Source organism: uncultured Thalassospira sp., from assembly GCF_963976115.1.
Taxonomy (GTDB): Bacteria; Pseudomonadota; Alphaproteobacteria; order Rhodospirillales; family Thalassospiraceae; genus Thalassospira.
In genome coordinates, this window is record NZ_CAXBJJ010000012.1 from 117463 (window position 1) to 138349 (window position 20887).

Below are 20887 nucleotides of genomic sequence, written 5' to 3' on the forward strand. Positions count from 1 at the left end.
CCTGCCAGAAAACACCCCTCCGCAGGCGTTAATCCTGCCAGATCGGCCCACCCGATAAAATGACATGGGCCTTGGCAGGCATATCTGGCGGGCAGTCAATGGCCTCGACCAGGCGCATTAAAAACGGTTCGTGCGACAATAAAAATTCCAGCACCCCGCGCTGCACATCGGCATGACCAATACCTGCACGCAAATCGTTTAAATCCATGCCGGTTTGCATCAGCAACCCTTGCAACAATTCATCATCGCCCGCCACAAAGGCAATGGCCTGAATAGCCAGGGTTTCGGCAGCATCGTTATTCATGATCTTCGCCTATTTCAACCAGTTGGCCTTGGAAAGGGCCCGCCATATCACCAGTCCGGCCACCACTATAATACCGCTCGCCACCAGGCCCAAGCGGGTTCCTGACAGCAAAACCAGGCCCCAGAAACCGATGGTCCCAAACCCGATTGCCAGGCTTAGAAAGGCGGCCTTGGCCAGGCTATCCTGGCCTTTCTGGGCGGCTTCGGCCCGTTTGATTTCGTCAACAACCTCGTACCATGCCAATTGCTGCCAGCGGTTATATTTCAAACCGCTTTTCGGCCCTTTGCGCAAAAACTCGTCAAGTTGGCGCACGACATTATTGGCGCGTTCTTCCGGGGCAACATATTTGCCAAACCGTTCTTTTTTACGCGGCTGATCGTCGTTGTTTTCCGTCGCACTCACGTCAATAACCCTGTGATCGTCCCCAAACAATGCCGCACAGTGACCGGAAACGCCTTTACATCCGGTAAACCGCCCGACGATTACCCTTGGGGTCATGGCAAGTGATCCACGAAACAGGCGGTTAAACCGTACCGTACCTCACCACGACCAGATGAAGGAGGCCGAATCCCTGCGCGATCAAACAACCGCCAGGAAGGAGTTTTATCTGCCTGCGCATGCCCAAAACCCGCTTTTAGCAGGCAGCATCCTGGCTGATCGGCGCGCATCCCAAACGCGAATCGACATTTTAGGTGCGCGAAAAACCGCAAACCGAGGGAGAAAACAGCAATACGGATTGGAGAAGATGGTGCGGGCGGCCGGACTTGAACCGGCAAGGTCTGTTAGGACCGGCGGATTTTAAGTCCGCTGCGTATACCAATTTCGCCACGCCCGCAAGAACTTGGCAGAAACGTCCGGCGCAATTCGCGCCAAAGACAGGACAGGTTTCTAGCGCGGCTTTGCCCGCGACGCAACATTCTATTGCAGGGATTTATAATTCGGTAACCCGGCCAGGCTATCACCAAAGGCGCCAAAAAGAATTCCGGGCAACAAACCGCCCCACAAAATTGGCAATTTTCGCCGTTATCACGCAAGGAACGGCAGGGAACAAGGTCGACATCTTGCCGCAAAGCCGCGACATGAGAAATAACATACGATGAAACTGCGCTGGAGCCTCATAGCCATCGGCACAGCCTGCGTTGCCGTTTCGGCCCTGGCACCAGACCAGGTTGTTCCACCGTGGATAAATCCTGCCCTTGCCGCACAGGACAAACATCTGCGTACCACCGAATCGCCTATCCTTCGCACCGAAACCATGACCCGGAACAAAAACCGGCTTGAGCACCTTGACCGGCTTTCAGACCGGCTGGATGGCAATTTCATCACCAACACCCTGCAACCCCTGTTTTTAGACGGCAGCATTGCCCCCGAAGACCAGCCCGACGATGCCCTGGCAATGGGCACCGATATTGCATCCCAAATCGAAAGCTATAGCGGGCGGGATGCCCTGGGGTCGCTTGCCGAACGCATTGATTTTGACAGTGCAAACGGGTCCTTTCCCACACAGGACCGCGCCACCGAACGCGCCATGAGCATCTGGGTGCATGGTACGCGTCAAAGCATTGATAACCAGGTTGCCAGCGATGGCTTTAACCCCGGCCTTGATGGTGACGTGATTGCCGTTGACACCGGGGTTGATTACCGCGTCGATACATCCACCATCATAGGCATTGCCATTGGCTGGGGCAGCACGGCAAGCGACGTTGCCGCACGTCAGACCCTGTATCGGGAAAACAACGTCACCTTTTCCCCCTATTTCCTTGCCCGTATGACCGACTGGTTAAAGCTCAATGGCAGCCTTGGCATTGGCAGCAGCGACATCACCCGCACCGGCCTTTCAAGCCGGTATGAAAACACCAGTTCCAGCATGACCTATTCCGGGTCTGTCGGGTTCGATGCGCAGCAAAACCTGGGGCAAACCCCGCTCAGCCTGCGCCTGAGCGGCAATTTGATTTCAGCGCGCGAATCCTATGGCAAACATTTCACCCCCAACGGAGAAATTGTTTCGGGTCATGTTGCAACATCCACCTTGTTTGATTCCGAGGCCGAAGCCCGCTATCGCATTGAAATGGGCGACCATATCGTCACGCCGTTCATGGGCGAAAACCAGACCATGTCCGTCCTTAATGAAGGCTTCGGGCAGAACCAGTCGCGCCGCTATTTCTCGGGCACCGAATACACCTATGCGCCGCTTGGTCTGAATGCGTCGATTGAAGCCTTTCGCAGCTTTAGCCCCGGTGATCTGCCCTATGAAGGGGTAAAGGGAGAGCTTCGCTTTTCCACCCTGTTACCCCGCGATTACGGCACCTTGCAGCCCTTTGTGAATACCGAGAGCGACAGCGATGCCGTCAAACTGGGCGGCGGGTTTGACCATTACTGGACAAGGCTTTCGGGCCATGTTGGCCTGCAAATAAACCAGACCGTGACATTTGATCAAGCCGACAAAGGCCCGCTTTCAGGCTTGCTGACACTGAAATTCAATATGTAAATCACGATGGCAATGACTGTGCAGGCATCTTTAGGGTTTCGCAGACCTGTTATTACATCGACGTTTTTATCAAACCTGGCACCCGGTCAGAACCAGGCGACAAATTTCAACTGATTGCTTCTATTTCACCGCAAAAGCCCCTAGGGTGGACCAGATTTATTTGAGCGCCCCAGGCTGACACGCATGACCAGAAAGGATATTTCCTTGCCCCCGGCAAGCACCAGCAATTCACATAACCCAAAAGGCAGCGAAAACCTGACACCACCGGTGTTTGATCATGCCTTTCAACAGCAATTCATAGATTTGCTGTTATGGCGTCGTGATGTGCGCCGGTTTCGCACCGACCCGCTGCCCCAGGACGATATTGACGGCCTGATCGCCGAGGCCTGTTTGGCCCCCTCGGTTGGCAATTGTCAGCCATGGCGGTTTGTAAAGGTCAATGCACCCGAACGCCGCAAGGCCATTCGCGACAGTTTTGAACGTGCCAATCAGCAAGCCTTGAACGATTATGAAGGCGAACGCGCAAAGCTGTATGCCTCGCTGAAATTGCAGGGTATGGATCAGGCCCCGATGCAGCTTGCGGTTTTTGCCGACGAGGAAACCGAAGCCGGCATGGGGCTGGGCCGCAAAACCATGCCCGAAATGCTCGATTATTCTGCCGTGGCTGCGGTGCAGCTTTTATGGCTGGCCGCCCGGGTTAAGGGCATCGGGGTTGGCTGGGTCAGTATTCTGGAGCCTAAAACCGTACAACAGGTGTTAGAAGTGCCCGAACACTGGCGGCTGATTGCGTATTTATGCATCGGCTATCCCGAGGAAGATCACGTTGTGCCAGAACTGGTCCGCCATGGCTGGCAGGACCGGATAGACCCGCAGGACCTGACGCTGGAACGCTAGAAAGTATGTTTCGTACAATAAAATATCAGGGATAATATCAAAATGACGGGTGAAAAGGCCGGGCAGAAACAGCCTGAAACACAAGAAAAGAAACTGCCAAACGGCCATTACTTCAAGATCATGGGCTATTTGCTAACAGCATGCTGGGTGGGGTATATCGTGATGATTACAAATGGTGACACCAGCGACCCGATGTTTGATTACATCTTTTCCGTGCCGCTGGTCTGCTGGATTGCGGGCATGGTGATTGCGCATTTTGTGCGCAAAAAAAGCAACGCCGACCGCCCCTGAGCACTCAATACAAAATAACGGCACAGCATCAAAACTGCCGTGAACTGCCGTGATCAGAATGACGATGGCGTGTTAAAGCATATTTCCTTTAATGCGCGCCATCGTCATCTTTGTTATAGCGGCGTTCATCATCGTATTTGTCATTGTCGGAAAAACTGCCCAGCAACATCACACCAGCCCCCATGCTGATGCCGCCAAAGGTGATGAACACCCCGAAAAACAACAAAAAGATAAAAATCATCGTGTCGCTTGACGCATTCGCCAGCGTCCAGATGCCGCCAATATCAAAATACAGCGTCAAAACGCCAAACACGATCGAGCCGACACCGCCATACATCATATGCGTCAGCATAAATTTGATGATTTTCCATTCCTCGCCGGGTTTTTGCGGCGGAAGACCGGCTGATTCCAGGTGGTCAGGCATTACCGAAAACCTTTCATGTCGCAGGATCGGATAACGCGGGCAGGTTACGATACCGGTTCGTCGGCAACAACCTCGCGGCCAAAACCGATAATCGCATCGGTAATGCGCAAAACCGCCGCGTCCACATCGGACTGCTCTTCGCCGCGCACCACCAATGTGGTCCCTAGTTTCCCTTCACGCAAGAACGGATAGGACCCTATATCAGTATTTTTGAATTCATCCTGAATTTTACCCAGAACCTCGGCAATCATGCCCTCGGGAATATAGCCGCCAACCGATCCCGACAGCAGGGGCTTTCCGCCCACCAACTGATGTTTGATGCCCTGAAACATCGCCTGCATAATCATCGGCACACCGGCCATGACATACACATTTTCCATCCGGTATCCGGGTGCCTTGCTGACCGGGTTTTCAATCAGTTCAGCCCCGCGCGGAATACGGGCCATGCGCAGGCGGGCTTCGTTCAGATCAATATCGGGGTTGGCATAATTGCTGCGCAGCATTTTAACCGCTTCATCATTCAAGTCTAACGGTACGCCAAAGGCGGCAGCAATGCAGTCCGATGTAATATCGTCATGGGTCGGGCCGATGCCGCCCGTGGTAAACACATAATCAAATTTTGCCCGGCATTCATTCACGGTATCGATAATGGTTTGGCTAATATCAGGAATCACGCGGGTTTCAGCCAGGCGAACACCAAGATCGTTAAGCTGTTCGGCCAGATAAGGCAGGTTTTTATCGTGGGTGCGGCCCGAAAGAATTTCGTTGCCAATAATCAATAAACAGGCGCGAACAGTTTTGGACATAACACCCTCGTATTTTGAAATGAACCGCGCCGGGACCGGCACGCTTTGACATGTAAACAGAGGCTGGCAAGTATTTTCGCCAACCATAAAACAAGCCCGCCTTCCCACATAGCGCCACAGATTGGCACAAGCAACACCACGTTGCGCTGACAAATATCAACCCAACCGCATATCAATGCCATACCGCCCCATTGGCGCAACAATGCTGCGATCAGGATGGTTATAAAAAGTCGCGCAGCATCGCCACCAGCGGCACATCGGCCGGGGGCATGGGATAATCGCCCAGGCGAATGGGCCGCACCCATTTCACCGCCTGCCCTTCCATCGGGCGTAACTCGCCTTTCCAGACGCGGCATAAATAAAGCGGCATCATCAAATGGAAATCGTCATAGGTGAAAGAGGCAAAGGTAAACGGTGCCAGGCAGCTTTCGGTAATATCGATATCCAGCTCTTCTTTCAGCTCGCGCACCAGCGCCATTTCCGGGGTTTCCCCGGCCTCGACCTTGCCACCGGGAAATTCCCACAGCCCGGCCATGGATTTGCCTTCGGGGCGCTGTGCAATCAACACCCGATGATCAACATCTACCAGTGCCACGGCACTGACAAATACGGTACGCTCCGGCACGCGGCCCTGGCGTAAATCGACCGACATGCAGCCGCTATCTGGTTTTTGAACTGTCATAGGGCGTTTTTATCGCGCCAACGATTTTCCGCCAAGAGGGGATGCGATCCTTTCGCCATTTTTTTGCGTATATAACCTTATCATCATAACAACAGCCCGGTATCATGGCCCGTCCAAAACTGTTTATCCTTGCCACCAATACCTTGCTTGCCACCCTGTTTTTAGCAGGCTGCGACAAGCTGGCAGCCTTTAATCGCTTGCAAGCAGGCGATCTTTCCCCCGACCGGGCAGACTTATCCTATGGGCCTGATGCCCGGCAAAAGATGGATATTTACCTGCCCCCGCCCCATCTGCGCCCGGCCCCGCTGATTGTGTGGTTTTATGGCGGATCGTGGGATTCGGGGGACAAGCGCAAATACGCCTTTGTTGCCAAACGGTTTGTCGATATGGGCTATGCCGTTGCCATTCCCGATTACCGGCTGGTACCCGATAGGCAATATCCTGTCTTCGTCGCCGATGGCGCACAGGCCGTTGCCGTTGCCCAAAAATACGCAGCCCGCCACGCCGATAATATTGACGGTCGCAAACTCGTTTTAGCCGGGCACAGTGCCGGGGCCTATAACGCCATGCAACTGGTGGCCAACCCGAAATTTTTGCGCAATGTCGGTATGGCACGCAGCGACATTGCCGGGATCATCGGGCTGTCTGGCCCCTATGATTTTTATCCCTATGATGTCCGCGCCACCCAAATCGCTTTTGGCGATACACCCGCGGCCGACAGCCAACCCGTCCATCAGAACCTGCAGGGCATGCCGCCCCTGTTATTGATTACCGGCGAAGATGACCGCACAGTTTTGCCGCGCAATTCCATTCGCCTGGCAGAAATGGTGCCCCAGGCCACCTTGGTTAAAATTCCCGATACCGGCCATATCGGCACCGTTGTGGGGCTGGGCACGTTTTTAACCGGCAACGAACGCATCCTCAAACCGATCAAAACGTTTTTGCACGATGTTGCCCCGGTTAAAGTATATTAAAGGAAATATACTTTAAAAAATCGACGATCTTTTGGCGTTGGCTTTACCCAAAACCAACAGCCCGTTTTCCCCCATAAAAAAAACGCGCCGTTTTTACACAGCGCGTTTTTGCATCGGAAATGACGGCCCGCGATCAGGCAAGCTGGCCGTGGCAATGTTTGTATTTTTTGCCCGAACCACACGGGCACGGCGCATTGCGCGACACGCGGCCCCAGGTCGCGGGGTCGTTGGCATCAATGGCAACGCTGCCCTGACGGGACTGCACCGTGTCCTGCTGGCGTTCCCCGGCTGCCGTAGCGGCACCTTCAGGGGTCGGGTGGTTTTCCTGCATTTGTTGCTGGCGGCGCGGTTCCAGGTCTTCGGGGCGCGGGGCAGACTGCAATTCAACATGCGATAACATCTGTGTCACACGTTCACGCAACATGCCCAGCATTTCTTCAAACAGGTTAAAGGCTTCGCGCTTGAACTCGTTTAACGGATCGCGCTGGCCATAGGCGCGCAGGCCAATGCCCTGGCGCAAATGATCCAATGCCAGAAGATGTTCTTTCCAAGACTGATCAAGCAACTGCAAAAGCAGGCTTTTTTCGACCTGGCGGATAATGTCGCTGCCGTAATTGGCCACCTTGGCGGCCATTTTCGAATCGACGGCCTTGGCAATGCGCTCATGCACCTGGGCTGGATCGATGCCTTCTTCCTTGATCCAGTCTGATACCGGCAAATCAAGACCGAACAGGCGCAGGCATTCTTCATGCAACGAGGTTGCTTCCCACTGTTCCGGGTAAATCTTTTCCGGGCAATGGCGGGCAACAATGCCTTCAATGACTTCGGCACGCATTTCAGCAACGTCTTCGGCAACGTCTTTGGCCTGCATCAAATCACGGCGCTGATCATAAATGACCTTACGCTGGTCATTCATAACATCGTCAAATTTCAGAAGGTTTTTACGAATATCGAAGTTGCGGCCTTCAACTTTCTGCTGCGCCTTTTCAAGGGCCTTGTTGATCCACGGATGATAGATCGCCTCGCCCTTTTCCAGGCCCAGCTTCTGCAACATGCTGTCCATGCGCTCGGAGCCGAAAATACGCATCAGGTCATCTTCCAGCGACAGGAAGAATTTCGATGCCCCCGGATCGCCCTGACGACCGGAACGACCGCGCAGCTGGTTATCGATCCGGCGCGATTCGTGACGTTCGGTTGCAAGCACAAACAAACCACCAGCTTCCAGAACCTTTTTCTGGTCTTCGATCACTTCCCGGCGAATCCGTTCAATGCCAGCTTCACGTTCGGCATCAGGCACATCGGCCAGTTCCAGTTCGGCCCGCATTTCCACGTTGCCGCCCAGTTTAATGTCGGTACCGCGACCGGCCATGTTGGTGGCAATGGTAATCGCCCCCGGCGCACCGGCCTGTGCGATGATATAGGCTTCGCGTTCGTGCTGCTTGGCATTCAGAATTTCATGCGGAATTTTGCGCTTTTTCAAAAGCGCACTCAGCTTTTCCGATTTATCAATCGATACGGTACCCACCAGGCACGGTTGCTGACGGGCATGGCATTCCACCAGCAAATCGGCAATGGCATCCCATTTTTCTTCGGCGGTCCGGTAAATTTCGTCGTCAAAATCCTTGCGCGAAATCGGACGGTGGGTCGGAATTTCCACCACGCGCAAACCATAAATTTCTTCGAACTCTTCGGCTTCGGTTAACGCCGTACCGGTCATACCGGCCAGTTTCGGATAAAGCCGGAAATAGTTCTGGAACGTGATCGATGCCAAAGTCTGGTTTTCGTTCTGAACTTCAACCCGTTCCTTGGCTTCAAGTGCCTGATGCAACCCGTCGGAATAACGACGGCCTTCCATCATACGACCGGTAAATTCGTCAATGATGACAACCTTGTTGTCCTTGACGATGTAATCGGTGTCGCGCTGGAACAATTTGTGGGCGCGCAATGCCTGGTTGGTGTGATGCACCAGATGAACATTGGCGATGTCGTATAATGTGCCTTCGGTCAGAATGCCCATTTCACTTAAAAGCTGTTCGGCATGTTCGGTACCTTCTTCGGTCAGGGTAACCGCACGGGCCTTTTCATCTTTTTCGTAATCGGCGTCGACCAGTTTCGGGATCAGTTGATCGACCGCCATATACATCGCCGAGCCATCTTCGGCCGGGCCGGAAATGATCAGCGGGGTCCGGGCTTCGTCCACCAGGATCGAGTCGACTTCGTCGACGATGGCATAATTGAATTCGCGCTGAACCATGTCTTCCAGACGGAATTTCATGTTGTCGCGCAAATAGTCAAAGCCAAGTTCGTTGTTGGTGGCATAGGTAATGTCACAGCGATAGGCCGAGCGACGCTGGTCATCGGTCATGCCATGCATGATCACCCCCACCGACATGCCCAGAAAGCCATATACCTGCCCCATCCATTCCGCATCGCGGCGGGCCAGATAGTCGTTGACCGTCACAACATGAACGCCCTTGCCCGACAGCGCATTAAGGTAAACCGGCAAGGTCGAGACCAGCGTTTTACCTTCACCGGTTTTCATCTCGGCGATTTTGCTGTCATTAAGAACGATGCCGCCGGTAAGCTGCACATCATAATGACGTTCGCCGCGCACACGCTTTGCGGCTTCGCGCACCGTGGCATAGGCATCGGGCAGAACCTGTTGCAAGGTTTCACCGTTATTGAGACGATCACGCAGCCAGTCGGTCCGGGCGCGCAGATCTTCATCAGACAGTTTTTCCACCTCGGGTTCCAAGGCGTTGATTTGCTCGACCGTGGCCCGAAGGGCTTTGATTTCACGATCGTTAGCTGAACCGAAAAGTTTCCGGGCAATGACGCCGAGCATTAAAACGTTCCTGGATAAAATGAAAATAACAAAAGACGGGTCACGGTACATACACCGGCCCGATCACAGATAGAACCCTGACTATGATCTGTCAACGGAACGAACCACTAAGATGTGGGTAGAATGCCCGCATTCCTGTCATTACGTCCAAATTTGCTTGTTTTTTGGTCCTTGAGGTGGGCGTAAAAACATATTATGATGAAACCTTAAGTTTTCAAAACGGGCAAGTAGCCCGAACATATCGCCCGATACAGCAATTTTTTGCCCTTTATCGTGCGGTGTTGTGCCTCAGGAGGAGGATAACATGGCGGACATTTCCGCGTTTGGCCCGCTGCGCGGCGGATCACTACCAACCACAGATGCCCGGTTAACCCAGGACCACGGCACCGAATCCGATACCGGATCGCGCCTTGGTCGCCCTGCGTCACAGGCTGTTGACCGGCTGTCGCTTTCGCCGCAGGCCATCAGTGCTGCACAAGCCAGCGACAAACCGGCGGCAACCACCGCCAATCCGCTGGTTTCGACCGACGGGCTGGGCAAAGATGCCCTGTCAGCGTCGCTGGACCTGATCCGCGACAGCGTGACGGATATGTTTGCCCTCTCGGGCATGAGCGCCACCGAAGCCACCGCCGCCACCCAGGCCTTGTTTGATAACATCAAGGATATGGCTGCGGGTTCGGACAATTTTGATTTTTCTTTCAAGCAGGCCATCGCCAGCCACTCGCGCAGCGAGATCGCCTATAGCAACGGCAATTCATCGGCCACTGGCTTTGCCGAGTCTGCCATGGCTGCCACCCAGTCGCTGGATATCAGCATCGACAACACCACCGGCGATTTTTCCTTTAGCTATAACACCACCAAACTTGAAATTTCGCGCGTTTCTGTTTCCGCGATTGGCAACAGTGCCGGGGCAGCAATGGGCGCACTTGGCGCAGCCCTGAACGGTTTGGGCGGTGCAAACAATCTGGTCAACAGCCTGGGCCAGTCGGCCAATGCAAATGATGGCGGTTTGCTGTTTGATCTTAACGGATCGGGCGTTGCCGATTTCATCAAGGAACTGCTGGAAAGCACCACGGGCGATTCCAGTGCCGCCAACAAAACCAGCGATCAGGATGCGGCAGCGGGCGATGGCACGGCTGCCACTGCACCCGCAGCACAGGCAGGACCCAGTGCCGCTGATCTGGCCCTGAAACGCAGCAGCGACCTTCAATCACAGTTGATGAAACAGGCCGCAATCATTGTGCGCGATGTTTCGCACCTGACACAGCCCGACGAAAACGGCAATGACCGCTCGATCACGAAACTGGGGATCGAACTTATGTTGCCGCTGGGCCGGGTTGGGAATGATGGCAACACGCCAACATTCCAGATGCCCGACGGCAACAAGCTGTCAATCGCACCAGAAGATGACGCGACCGGTGTAACGGCCTGAACCGCCGGCCCCCGAAACGCTGTCATTATGGAGACAGCCGATGGTTTCGCTTAATTTCAACACTGCTGCCCAAAGCCGGGCCACGTCCTTGGTTTCGTTACAACAAACAGACAAAACCGCAACCGGACTGACCACCACAGCATCGCGGTCGGTGGCGGCACAAACGGTTGCGGCACGTCTGACGCAATCATCGGTCAGTGCGGGGCATAACAATGCCACCGGCACCGATGCCCCCTCACCCCGTTCGGCGGGTGATGCGGTGTCGTCACAAATTTCCAAATTGCTGCATATTTCCGCTGGCGGTGGCGAAGCCATCAACGATGCGTCGCGCCGGATGAACCGCGACGCCCTGATTGTACTGGCCATGATGGGCATTCCCCCGGCAAAGGCCCGCGAAATGGCCGACCAGCTTACCGGGGCTGCCAATGCTGATGGCATTGGCAAAAATGCGGATTTTGCCGCCTCGTTGAAAAATTCCGGTCAGGCGTCAAGCGGCTTTTCGCTGGTCGCCAGCAGCATCGACCTGCAATTGAGCCAAACCAACCTTCAAGCCAGCAGCAGCAATGGCGGCAGCACCCGGATATCAATCAGTGATTTGCAGGTCCGTGTCGGCCAGATCAACATGGAAATCAGCAACGTTACCCAACAAGACCCGCTGATCCTTGATCTTGATGGCAACGGTATCGACGTTACCAGCCTGCGCGATGGATCGGTTTTTGACCTTGATGGCGATGGCACCACCAACCAGGCCGCCTGGGTCACCGGCAAGGATGCCTTGCTGGCCCTTGATAAAAACAAAAACGGCAAAATAGATGATGGCCGCGAACTTTTTGGCGACCAGAACGGTGCTGCCGACGGCTTTGCCGAACTGGCAATCTATGATGACAATGGCGATGGCAGCATTGATGCCCAGGACAAGGTTTTTTCATCGCTGATTTTGCTCCATGCCGACGGGTCGCAATCAAGCCTGGAAGAAGAAGGCATTGCCAGCATTCGCCTGTCCGCCATTACCCCGCTATCGCAACGTCTGGTTGGCGGCACACTGGCGGCAGAAGGGCAATTTGTGCGCGATGACGGCGGCGTCGGCAAAGTTGGCGAAGTATTTCTCGACATGGAAGCATAACGCGGCCACCTTTGCCCTTATTGGCACGCCAAAGGCATGGCCTGTCCCTTAAATTGCCGTATTATGCGAATATATTACGATCCGGAAATCGTTTCATTATCACGTTTGCGCCAGCCAACCGGTAAAAAACCGTGACATTGGCGGGCTGCCTCTTGTGCCGTGATAAAGGATATGATTTACCGGTTAGATAACAGGAACAGTGCCATCCGGCCCTTAATAAATAAATCTGGAGAGAACATGCTGCGTAAAACACTTCTCGCTGCTTCACTGGCCACCGTCCTTTTCGCATCCCCGGCCATGGCGCAGGATTCTGCCCCGGTCGAAGATAAGGTTCTGGCGACCGTCAACGGCGAAAAAATCATGGAATCCGAAGTGCGCGCCACGCAGCAGGGTCTTCCGGCACAATACCGCCAGTATCCGTTCGAAGCCTTGAAGCCGATGCTTCTGGACCGCGAAATCAGCCAGCGCCTGATGACCATGGCAGGCGAAAAAGCCGGGCTGAATGACGATCCCGAAGTGACGGATCGCGTTGCCGCCATGAAACGCCGCATCGTTGCCGAAACCTATCTGGACCGTGAAATTGCCAAAATCGTCACCGAAGACGCGGTCAAGAAACGCTATGACGAGTTCGTTAAAACCAACGAACCGGAAAACCAGGTTCACGCCCGTCACATCTTGTTAAAAACCGAAGATGACGCCAAAGCCGTGATCAAGGAACTTGATGGCGGGGCCGATTTTGCCGAAGTGGCCAAAGAAAAGTCAACCGGCCCGTCCGGCCCCACCGGCGGCGACCTGGGCTTTTTCAGCCATGACCAGATGGTCCCGGAATTTGCGGATGCCGCGTTTAAAATGGAACCGGGCAGCTATAGCAAGGAACCGGTTAAAACCCAGTTTGGCTGGCACGTGATCAAGGTTGAAGAAACCAAAAAAGGCGAACAGCCGACTTTTGAAGAAAAACATAACGAGCTGGCCGCCGAAATGACCCAGGAAGCCTACAAAAAGCTGGTCGACGACCTGCGCGCCAATGCCAAAGTGGACAACACCCTGGAAACCCCGGACACCAAAGAAAGCAAATAAGCACACGATAACGCCATCTGGCGGTTTATCGGGCTTGATTGCCAAATGACCAGACGGGGTTGGCCAAACGGCCTGCCCCGTTTTTTTAACGATGCCCTGTATATTACAGCATATTTTACCTTCCCGGTTTCGCCCGGCCAGATAAGGGACAAAAAACACATGGCTGCACATACTGTTTCGCCGCTTGCCCCGGCTGCATTTCCCGAATTGCCCGAAATTGGCGGCGTGACGCTGCATACCGCAACCCTTGGCATTCGCTATAAGGGCCGCCCGGATGTTTTGCTGGCCGAACTGATCGAAGGCACCAGTGTCGCCGCTGTTTTCACCACATCGACCACCGCATCGGCCGCCGTACGCTGGGGCCGCGAAGCCCTGCGCGGTGGGTCTGCACGCGCGTTTCTGGTTAATGCCGGCAATTCCATTGCCTTTACCGGCAAGGCCGGTGAACAGTTTGTGGCCGACGAAGTTGCCGCCACCAGCGCCCTGCTTTCGTGCGCAAAAAACGAGGTTTTTACCGCCTCAACCGGTGTGATCGGCGAACCGGCCACGGCGAACCGCATCACCGATGCCCTGCCCGCCATGCTGGAAAGCAAAGCATCCTGGAGCGATGCCGCCCGCGCGATCATGACCACAGATACCTTTGCCAAAGCAGCAACCGCCACTGCTGACATTGGCGGGACCGAGGTTAAACTGGCCGGTATCGCCAAAGGCTCGGGCATGATCGAACCGAATATGGCAACCATGCTGGCGTTTGTTTTTACCGATGCCAAAATTCCCCATGCCACCTTGCAGAAAATGCTCGCCGATTGTAATGGCCGCAGCTTTAACGCCATCACAGTTGATAGCGATACATCCACATCCGACACCCTGCTATGTGCCGCCACCGGCACGGCGGGCAATGCCGAATTTGACAATGCCGATGGTGCCGATCTGGCCGGGTTCAAAACCGCCCTTGAAACCGTTCTGGTTGACCTTGCCCATCAGATCGTGCGTGACGGCGAAGGTGCCAGCAAATTTATCACCATCAATGTCACCAGCGCGCTGAACGATACCGAAGCCAAAACAGCGGCCAAGGCCATTGCCAATTCTCCCCTGGTTAAAACCGCAATTGCCGGTGAAGATGCCAACTGGGGCCGGATTGTGATGGCGGTTGGCAAATGCGGTGTGATGGCCGATCCCAACAAATTGACGGTTTCCATCGGCGGCATTCCGCTGGCCCATAAAGGTGAACGGGTTGCCGATTTTGACGAAGCCCCTGTAACAGCGCACATCAAGGGTCAGTATATCGACATTGATGTTGATCTGGGTTTTGGCAATGGCCGTGCCACGGTTTGGACCTGTGATCTGACACATGGATATATTTCCATCAATGCCGATTACCGCAGTTAAGATCTCGCGCGCGAGCTGACACAATATCTTGTCCAAAGGCGCCATCAGGGCGCCTTTGGTGTATATGCTTGCAAAATACCCCAAACGACAGGCAGGGCTTTGCCCGCAATTATCCGGTTTTGTTCTGCGCCTTGCTGCGCACAGGTAACAATGCAGCCTGCATGTTGCAGCCTTCAAAGTCGGCCCCTTCAACATTGCAGTCTTTAAAGCTGGCCCCCGAAACATTGGCACCGCGAAATTGCGCGTTGCGCAGGCGGGTTTCGACAAATTTTACATTGCGCAAATCGCACTGAACCAGGCTGGTGTCGCTTAAATCCGCTTTCCAGCTTTCGCCGGTCATAGCTCCCGTCGCATCGCGTTGGGCAACCGGGCTTAAATCGGCCCCCATCAACACCGCACGGTCCAGTTTTGCCCCCATCAGACGAATGCCGGTACAATGCGCGCCGGTTAATTTCGCCCCTTCTAGGTTGGCATTGCGAAAGGATGCCAAAATCAGAACCGCATCCATAAATTTCGTCTCGCGCAGATTGCAGTTGTCAAAGCAGGCTCCGGTCAAGTCACTGCCCGAAAGATCAATCCCGGTTAAATCCTCGCCTGCAACATTCAACGGGCTGCCGGTTTGGCCGGAACTGCTGATCCAACTGGCATGCAGATCGATACGTTCCTGAATATGATCGGGCAATTTCGGGCCGCGTTGCCCACCAATCGCCCCCATGATGTTGCACCGGGTTAGATCCACCTCGGACAGATCAACATTGCGTAAATTGACCCCGCTTAAATCAGCCCCGGTCAGATCAACATTTTTCAGGCGCGCGCCCTTCAGGTTGGCATTTTTCAGCTTGGCACCGTTTAACCGGCATCCGCTAAGGTCCGCCCCTTCCAGATTGACCGCAAACATGTTGGCCTCACTCATGTCAACATTATGCAGTTTGGTTGCGCTCATATTGGCGTTGGCAAGATTGGTGCCCCACATCTTTGACCCCGACAAATCAGCACCACTTAAATCGCTGCTCCGGTTAATCAACTGTTCCCGCCCGGCATCAAGAATGATGATCGACCCGGCCCGAAGATCACATTCGCTAAAATCGGTGTTGCACAATCGGCTGCGCGCCATATTGATCCCGCGCATGTCCGCCCGATTAAAAGACGATCCTTCAAGATCGGCTTCGACAAAATTACAGGCAAACAGGTCGGCAAAATCAAACCGCACATCATGCATCATCGCCTGTATAAAATTGGTTCCCGGCAACACGGCATTGGCCAGGGTTATGTGCCGCACCTTAAGACGCGACAAATTGGCATTGCGCAGTTGCAAACGCTTGCCACCCGGTTTTCGCGCAACAAAAGCCTGATGAAGGCGAATAGCTTCATATAGCTGCTCGCGCGTAGCCACTGTCATCCGTCCCCCTTGGCATAGAAAACCCGTTCTTGCGTTGACGGCCCATCATCGCCCCTTGCTTTTTGCGCGTATTTTCACAAAAAAACAGCCTTTTAGTATTGGTAAGATTATATAATACAACTTTTTCCAGACAACGTTAAAGCATCAATAACGTGCCGTCCCCTGGACTGTCGCCAACAAGCGCACAAACCATCAGGGTAAAGGGTTGCGCTGCATCGTAACGCAGCAAGCCCAACCAAAGATAATGGCATGCAGGGTTAATACACCCAAGACGTGAATTTTGGCGTATAACTGTAAAACGGTATTTCACACGTCCTCTCCTTTATATCGTCGCGACAAGACCCCAAATAGAACAACAAGGTTCCGGTCAGCAGGGATATTGAATGAATAACGTTCTGTTCGTCGATGACGACGAAAACATACTCAACGGGCTTCGGCGCCGTTTGCACGCCATAAGGCCCAATTGGAAAACCCATTTTGCCCTCAACGGCAAAATGGCGCTGGAAATGTGTGGAAACACCAGCATGGATGTGGTGGTAAGCGACATGCGGATGCCCGGCATGGACGGATCGTCGTTGCTGGAAAAAATCCGGATCGCCCACCCCGAAACCACCCGCATCATTCTATCGGGTTTCGCCGAAGACGAGGCCGTTTTGCGCACGGTAGGCCCGGCGCATCAATATCTGGCAAAACCCTGCGACGAGATATTGCTGATCGATACCATCGAAAATGCGCTTGAGTTAAAAGACATGCTGCAACATCCGGCATTGCGCGCCCTGATGTCGGGGATCGATGCCATCGCCTCTCCGCCCGACACCTATATGCGCCTGGTCAAGGCCCTGGAAGACCCGATGGCAGGCAATGACCGCATCGTCGCCATTGTATCTGCCGATATTGCCCTGACAGCCGAGGTCTTGAAGCTTACCAATTCCGCCTATTTTGCCATCACACAAAAGATCAGTTCTGTGTCCCATGCGGTACGCATGATCGGCATGGACACCCTGAAATCGCTGGCACTGTTTGTTGGCCTGTTTCAAGGCTTTAAGGGCCCATCACATATCACCGTGCGCCTGAACCTTTTATGCCATCGCAGCCAGCAAATTGGCGTTACCGCCGCTTTGATCGCCGAGGCCGAAAATCTGGGCAAACAGGTTTCCATGATGGTGCCGTCCACCGGAATGCTGAGCCATATCGGAAGCCTGGTTTTATTGATGAACCGGGCCAACGAGATGGAGCAAGTCATGGCGCGTGTTGAAAATGACAATGTATCGATCATTGCCGCCGAGCAAGAGGTGTTCGGGGCCGCACACCCGGAAATCGGGGCCTATTTGCTGGGTTTATGGGGGTTTCCCAGCCCCCTTGTGCAGGCGGTTGCGTTTCATCACCGCCCGGCCGATGTGCCGGAACGGGTCATGACACCGCTATCGGCCCTGTATTTTGCCCAAATGCTGTGCCGCGACATCAATAACGAAAAACGCGCCAAGCCTTATGTCGATCAAATCGACATGGCCTATCTTGAGGAACTTGGCAAAACCGACCGCCTCGAAACCTGGCGTCAAATCGCCATCAAGGTAAACAATCAATACAAAACCCTGACCAGGTAATCCGTCAAGGAGGGTGCAATGGAAACAAACAAGGTTCTTTTTGTCGACGACGACGAAAATCTGTTACGCGGTGTGCGCCGGACCATGCGCGGCAAATTCGATTTGTCGATTGCGGTTGGCGGTACGCAGGCCCTTGAAACACTGGCCGAAGAAGGCCCTTTTGCCGTGTGTATTGCCGATATGCGCATGCCCGGCATGACCGGGGTTGAACTGCTTGAAATCGTTGCCAAAAAGCACCCTGAAACCATTGGCATCATGCTAACGGGCAATGCCGACCAGGCAACCGCGATTGATGCCATTAACCGCGGCAGCATTTTTCGGTTTTTCAACAAGCCCTGCGACGATGCCGTTCTTGAATCCGGCATTCGGGCCGCCTTGCGCCAGCACCAGTTAATAACAGCCGAGCGCAACCTGATCGAACAGTCGCTGGCTGGCAGCGTCAAGGTCCTGACCGATGTTTTGGCCCAGCTTAACCCCACCATTTTTGGCCGCGCCATGCGGGTGAAAGCCTGGTGTGACCAGGTCTGCGCCGACATTGAATATCCCCACCCCTGGGAACTGGGGCTTGCCGCACTGTTATGCCCGATCGGGATGGTGTCCCTGCCCGCTGACTTGCTGAGCCGGATGTCGGGTGACAAACCCTTGCAACCGCTTGAACGGGACATTGTCAAACGCACCCCCGAGGTCGCCGCCAAACTGGTGGCCAATATTCCGCGTCTGGAACATGTTGCCGAAATTATTGGTTTGCAAAACCGCAATTTCGATGGCACCGGCTTTCCGGAAAAAGGCCCGGTGGGCAAGGATATTCCGCTCGGCGCGCGGGTGTTGCGCATATTGAACCATCTCGCCGAACGCACCCGCGGTGATGCCCCGCTACCTCAGAATTTTGATGAATTACTGTATCGCAAGGACCGCTATGATCTGGACCTGCTGGCAAAATTACGATCCCTGCTGGCGGTTGTTGATACCGTATATGACGAAACAGTTTACCCCGATGGCCAGGAACTGGTCATCAATATCAAGGAATTACGGGTTGGCGACTATTTATTGACCGACCTTGAAACCACAGAAGACCGGATATTGCTAACCCATGGCAATTTCATTTCCGAAGTCCAGCTACAGCGCCTCAGAACGTTTGAGCGGCTCCACAAGTTTCGCGAACCCATCGAAGTCCGTCGCGGCGGTAAATCCCTGAAGCGGGGCAAAGATGTGACCTCTGTACCGGCTTCGGAAACACCCCCTGCGCGCACTCTGGCAAAGTCTTCCCAGTTGCAAGAACCAAAGGCCTGAAATCATGAGTGCATCTGCCGTGTCAAAAGAAACTGCCTTTGACCTGTCGAGCGCGGGAAAAACCATTCTCACCCCGAACGACAAGGAAGATTTTGACGTCATCGCAGCGGTTCGCGAACTGGGCCTGCCCGATGATATGGCGGCCCGCGTTGAAATGCTGATCGCAGCCCAGGAAAAACGCCATCGGGAATCATCACAACGCCTGCAAACCATCCTTGATAGTGTCGTGGAAGGCATTCTGATTGTTGACGGGGTCGGACGGATTCAGGATTGCAACAAATCGGCCTGTGTCCTGTTACGGTCAGACCGGCATGAACTGATTGGTTCTGGTACCGATGAAATGTTCATCGACCGCAAAGCCACCGTGCGCCACAAATTGCTCAATCGCTGCATCAATATCAGCAGTGGCATTTTGCGCTATGACTATACCGAAACCATGGGCCAACGCCGCGACGGTGACAGCTTCCCGATGGAGGTCATTGTCAGCCCGGCACATTTCATGGGCGAGACCAGCTTTTTATATATTTTCCACGACATTACCCGGCGCAAAAAATCCGAGGAAACGCACAAAAAACTTGAAGGCGAACTGCGCGAAGCTCTGAAACTTGAAGCCATCGGCCATCTGGCTGGCGGGATCGCGCATGAGATCAACACACCCAGCCAATATATTCGCGACAACCTGAAATTTCTTAATGACGGGTATGGTTCTTTATCGCGCTTGTTGGGCACAGCCCTGCAAACCCTGTGGAAATACCGCGACAACCTGCCAGATGGCACCTTTCGCGATTTTTCCAAACAAATGCGCGATGCCGATCTGGAATTTTTACTTGATGAAATCCCTCATGCCACCCAGCAATCGCTGGACGGGATCAATCAGGTTGCCCGGATCGTACTGTCGATGAAGGAATTTTCCCATCCTGGCAGCAGCGAAAAAACCGCCACCGACATCAACCGGATCCTGTCCAACGTTATTGTGATTTCGCGCAACGAATGGAAACACAGCGCCAGCCTGACCGAGGACCTCGACCCGGAACTGCCGCATATTCCCTGTTTTGTGAACGAAATCAACCAGGTGTTTCTAAACCTGATCGTCAATGCCGCCCAGGCGATTGAATCCTCCGGGCGCGGTGCCGAAGAAGGGCATATTCATATTAAAACAACAGCCATCGATGATCAGATTCTGGTCAGCATCAGCGATAATGGCATCGGTATTGCCAAGGAAAACCGGTCAAAAATCTTTAATCCGTTTTTCACCACCAAGGAAGTTGGCAAAGGAACCGGTCAGGGATTGTCGATCACGCATGATATTGTGCAAGTCAAACATGGCGGGCGTATCTGGTTTGAAACCCAAATCGGTAAAGGCACCACATTCCATGTTTTGCTGCCGGGCGAAGACCGCAGCGGAAAAAAAGCGGCCGCTGCCACCAAATAACTAGCGCGGGGCGAACAAAATAACCATCGCCCCGGCCACGCACATGGCCGCGCCGACCATATCCCAGCGGTCGGGGCGCATCCCTTCCACCAGCCATAACCAGACCAGCGACATGGCAATATAAATGCCGCCATAGGCCGCATAGGCCCGACCGGCAAAGGCCGCGTCAACGCGGGTTAACAAGCTGGCAAAAATCACCAACGCAAGTCCCCCCGGCACAATCCACCATGCCGGTTTATCGCCGCGCAACCACACCCAAAAGGCAAAACACCCTGCAATTTCGGCAAGTGCAGCAGCACTGTAAAACAACAGCGACATTTTGGTGCCCCTTGTCATTGGCACAGGCGAACGGGTCGCCCGCATTACGGCAAAATGGCAATTACCGAGCCTTAAAGCATTTTTCCTTTAATATGACCCATTTTGCCAGCTCAGT

The 20887-nt window shown here is 54.1% G+C and carries 19 protein-coding genes and 1 tRNA gene; 11 read left to right on the top strand and 9 right to left on the bottom strand.

All coding sequences use genetic code 11. The features are described from left to right. Positions 1–28: 28 nt before the first annotated feature. From AAC086_RS16700 to AAC086_RS16710, 3 genes are all read right to left on the bottom strand, one after another. Positions 29–304: a DUF3572 domain-containing protein gene (locus tag AAC086_RS16700; protein ID WP_339780363.1), complete on the bottom strand. Its 276-nt coding sequence runs from the start codon at positions 302–304 to the stop codon at positions 29–31. 9 nt (positions 305–313) lie between these two features. After that, complete coding sequence (locus AAC086_RS16705; protein ID WP_339780364.1) at positions 314–802, bottom strand: hypothetical protein; 489 nt, start codon at positions 800–802, stop codon at positions 314–316. Between the two features lie 248 nt (positions 803–1050). Further along, positions 1051–1139: transfer RNA gene (locus AAC086_RS16710), tRNA-Leu, on the bottom strand. A 261-nt stretch (positions 1140–1400) separates the two neighbouring features. On the opposite strand from AAC086_RS16710, the gene AAC086_RS16715 reads away from it, so the two are divergent. From AAC086_RS16715 to AAC086_RS16725, 3 genes are all read left to right on the top strand, one after another. After that, on the top strand, positions 1401–2792 hold the full coding sequence (locus tag AAC086_RS16715) for an autotransporter domain-containing protein (protein ID WP_339780365.1): 1392 nt from the start codon (positions 1401–1403) through the stop codon (positions 2790–2792). A gap of 183 nt (positions 2793–2975) precedes the next feature. Then, complete coding sequence (bluB, locus tag AAC086_RS16720; protein WP_339780366.1) at positions 2976–3686, top strand: 5,6-dimethylbenzimidazole synthase; 711 nt, start codon at positions 2976–2978, stop codon at positions 3684–3686. A gap of 42 nt (positions 3687–3728) precedes the next feature. After that, complete coding sequence (locus tag AAC086_RS16725) at positions 3729–3977, top strand: hypothetical protein (RefSeq protein WP_339780368.1); 249 nt, start codon at positions 3729–3731, stop codon at positions 3975–3977. 88 nt (positions 3978–4065) lie between these two features. Here the strand turns inward: AAC086_RS16725 and AAC086_RS16730 are convergent, their stop codons facing one another. From AAC086_RS16730 to mutT, 3 genes are all read right to left on the bottom strand, one after another. Further along, positions 4066–4401: a hypothetical protein gene (locus AAC086_RS16730; protein WP_339780370.1), complete on the bottom strand. Its 336-nt coding sequence runs from the start codon at positions 4399–4401 to the stop codon at positions 4066–4068. 44 nt (positions 4402–4445) lie between these two features. Continuing rightward, positions 4446–5207 (bottom strand): molybdopterin-binding protein, encoded by a 762-nt coding sequence (locus AAC086_RS16735; protein ID WP_339780372.1) that lies wholly within the window; start codon positions 5205–5207, stop codon positions 4446–4448. A 220-nt stretch (positions 5208–5427) separates the two neighbouring features. Beyond that, positions 5428–5859 (bottom strand): 8-oxo-dGTP diphosphatase MutT, encoded by a 432-nt coding sequence (mutT, locus tag AAC086_RS16740; RefSeq protein ID WP_339780420.1) that lies wholly within the window; start codon positions 5857–5859, stop codon positions 5428–5430. 134 nt (positions 5860–5993) lie between these two features. Between mutT and AAC086_RS16745 the strand changes: the two genes are divergently transcribed. Further along, complete coding sequence (locus AAC086_RS16745; protein WP_339780373.1) at positions 5994–6863, top strand: alpha/beta hydrolase; 870 nt, start codon at positions 5994–5996, stop codon at positions 6861–6863. A 133-nt stretch (positions 6864–6996) separates the two neighbouring features. Here the strand turns inward: AAC086_RS16745 and secA are convergent, their stop codons facing one another. After that, positions 6997–9708 (bottom strand): preprotein translocase subunit SecA, encoded by a 2712-nt coding sequence (secA, locus tag AAC086_RS16750; RefSeq protein WP_339780375.1) that lies wholly within the window; start codon positions 9706–9708, stop codon positions 6997–6999. 304 nt (positions 9709–10012) lie between these two features. Here secA and AAC086_RS16755 point away from each other — a divergent pair, with 304 nt between their 5' ends. The 4 genes from AAC086_RS16755 (at position 10013) to argJ (ending at position 14729) form a co-directional block, all read left to right on the top strand. After that, positions 10013–11140 (top strand): hypothetical protein, encoded by a 1128-nt coding sequence (locus tag AAC086_RS16755; RefSeq protein WP_339780377.1) that lies wholly within the window; start codon positions 10013–10015, stop codon positions 11138–11140. A 40-nt stretch (positions 11141–11180) separates the two neighbouring features. After that, complete coding sequence (locus AAC086_RS16760; protein WP_339780378.1) at positions 11181–12263, top strand: hypothetical protein; 1083 nt, start codon at positions 11181–11183, stop codon at positions 12261–12263. Positions 12264–12500: 237 nt separating this feature from the next. Next, positions 12501–13340, top strand: coding sequence for a peptidylprolyl isomerase (locus tag AAC086_RS16765; protein ID WP_339780380.1), 840 nt, complete (start codon positions 12501–12503; stop codon positions 13338–13340). Positions 13341–13499: 159 nt separating this feature from the next. Then, entirely contained in the window at positions 13500–14729 is a 1230-nt protein-coding gene (gene argJ / locus AAC086_RS16770; RefSeq protein WP_339780382.1) for a bifunctional glutamate N-acetyltransferase/amino-acid acetyltransferase ArgJ, read from the top strand. 109 nt (positions 14730–14838) lie between these two features. Here argJ and AAC086_RS16775 read toward each other — a convergent pair whose 3' ends face one another. Continuing rightward, on the bottom strand, positions 14839–16128 hold the full coding sequence (locus AAC086_RS16775) for a pentapeptide repeat-containing protein (RefSeq protein WP_339780384.1): 1290 nt from the start codon (positions 16126–16128) through the stop codon (positions 14839–14841). Positions 16129–16511: 383 nt separating this feature from the next. On the opposite strand from AAC086_RS16775, the gene AAC086_RS16780 reads away from it, so the two are divergent. The 3 genes from AAC086_RS16780 to AAC086_RS16790 are packed head-to-tail and all read left to right on the top strand — an operon-like array spanning position 16512 to position 20454. Then, positions 16512–17732: a response regulator gene (locus AAC086_RS16780; RefSeq protein WP_339780386.1), complete on the top strand. Its 1221-nt coding sequence runs from the start codon at positions 16512–16514 to the stop codon at positions 17730–17732. An 18-nt stretch (positions 17733–17750) separates the two neighbouring features. After that, a complete protein-coding gene (locus tag AAC086_RS16785; protein ID WP_339780388.1) occupies positions 17751–19022 on the top strand; it encodes an HD domain-containing phosphohydrolase in 1272 nt (423 codons plus the stop codon). A 4-nt stretch (positions 19023–19026) separates the two neighbouring features. Next, the gene (locus AAC086_RS16790; protein ID WP_339780390.1) at positions 19027–20454 is read left to right on the top strand and encodes an ATP-binding protein; all 1428 of its coding nucleotides are present in this window, start codon (positions 19027–19029) and stop codon (positions 20452–20454) included. Here the strand turns inward: AAC086_RS16790 and AAC086_RS16795 are convergent, their stop codons facing one another. Continuing rightward, positions 20455–20772, bottom strand: coding sequence for a YnfA family protein (locus AAC086_RS16795; RefSeq protein ID WP_339780392.1), 318 nt, complete (start codon positions 20770–20772; stop codon positions 20455–20457). Positions 20773–20887: the final 115 nt, after the last annotated feature.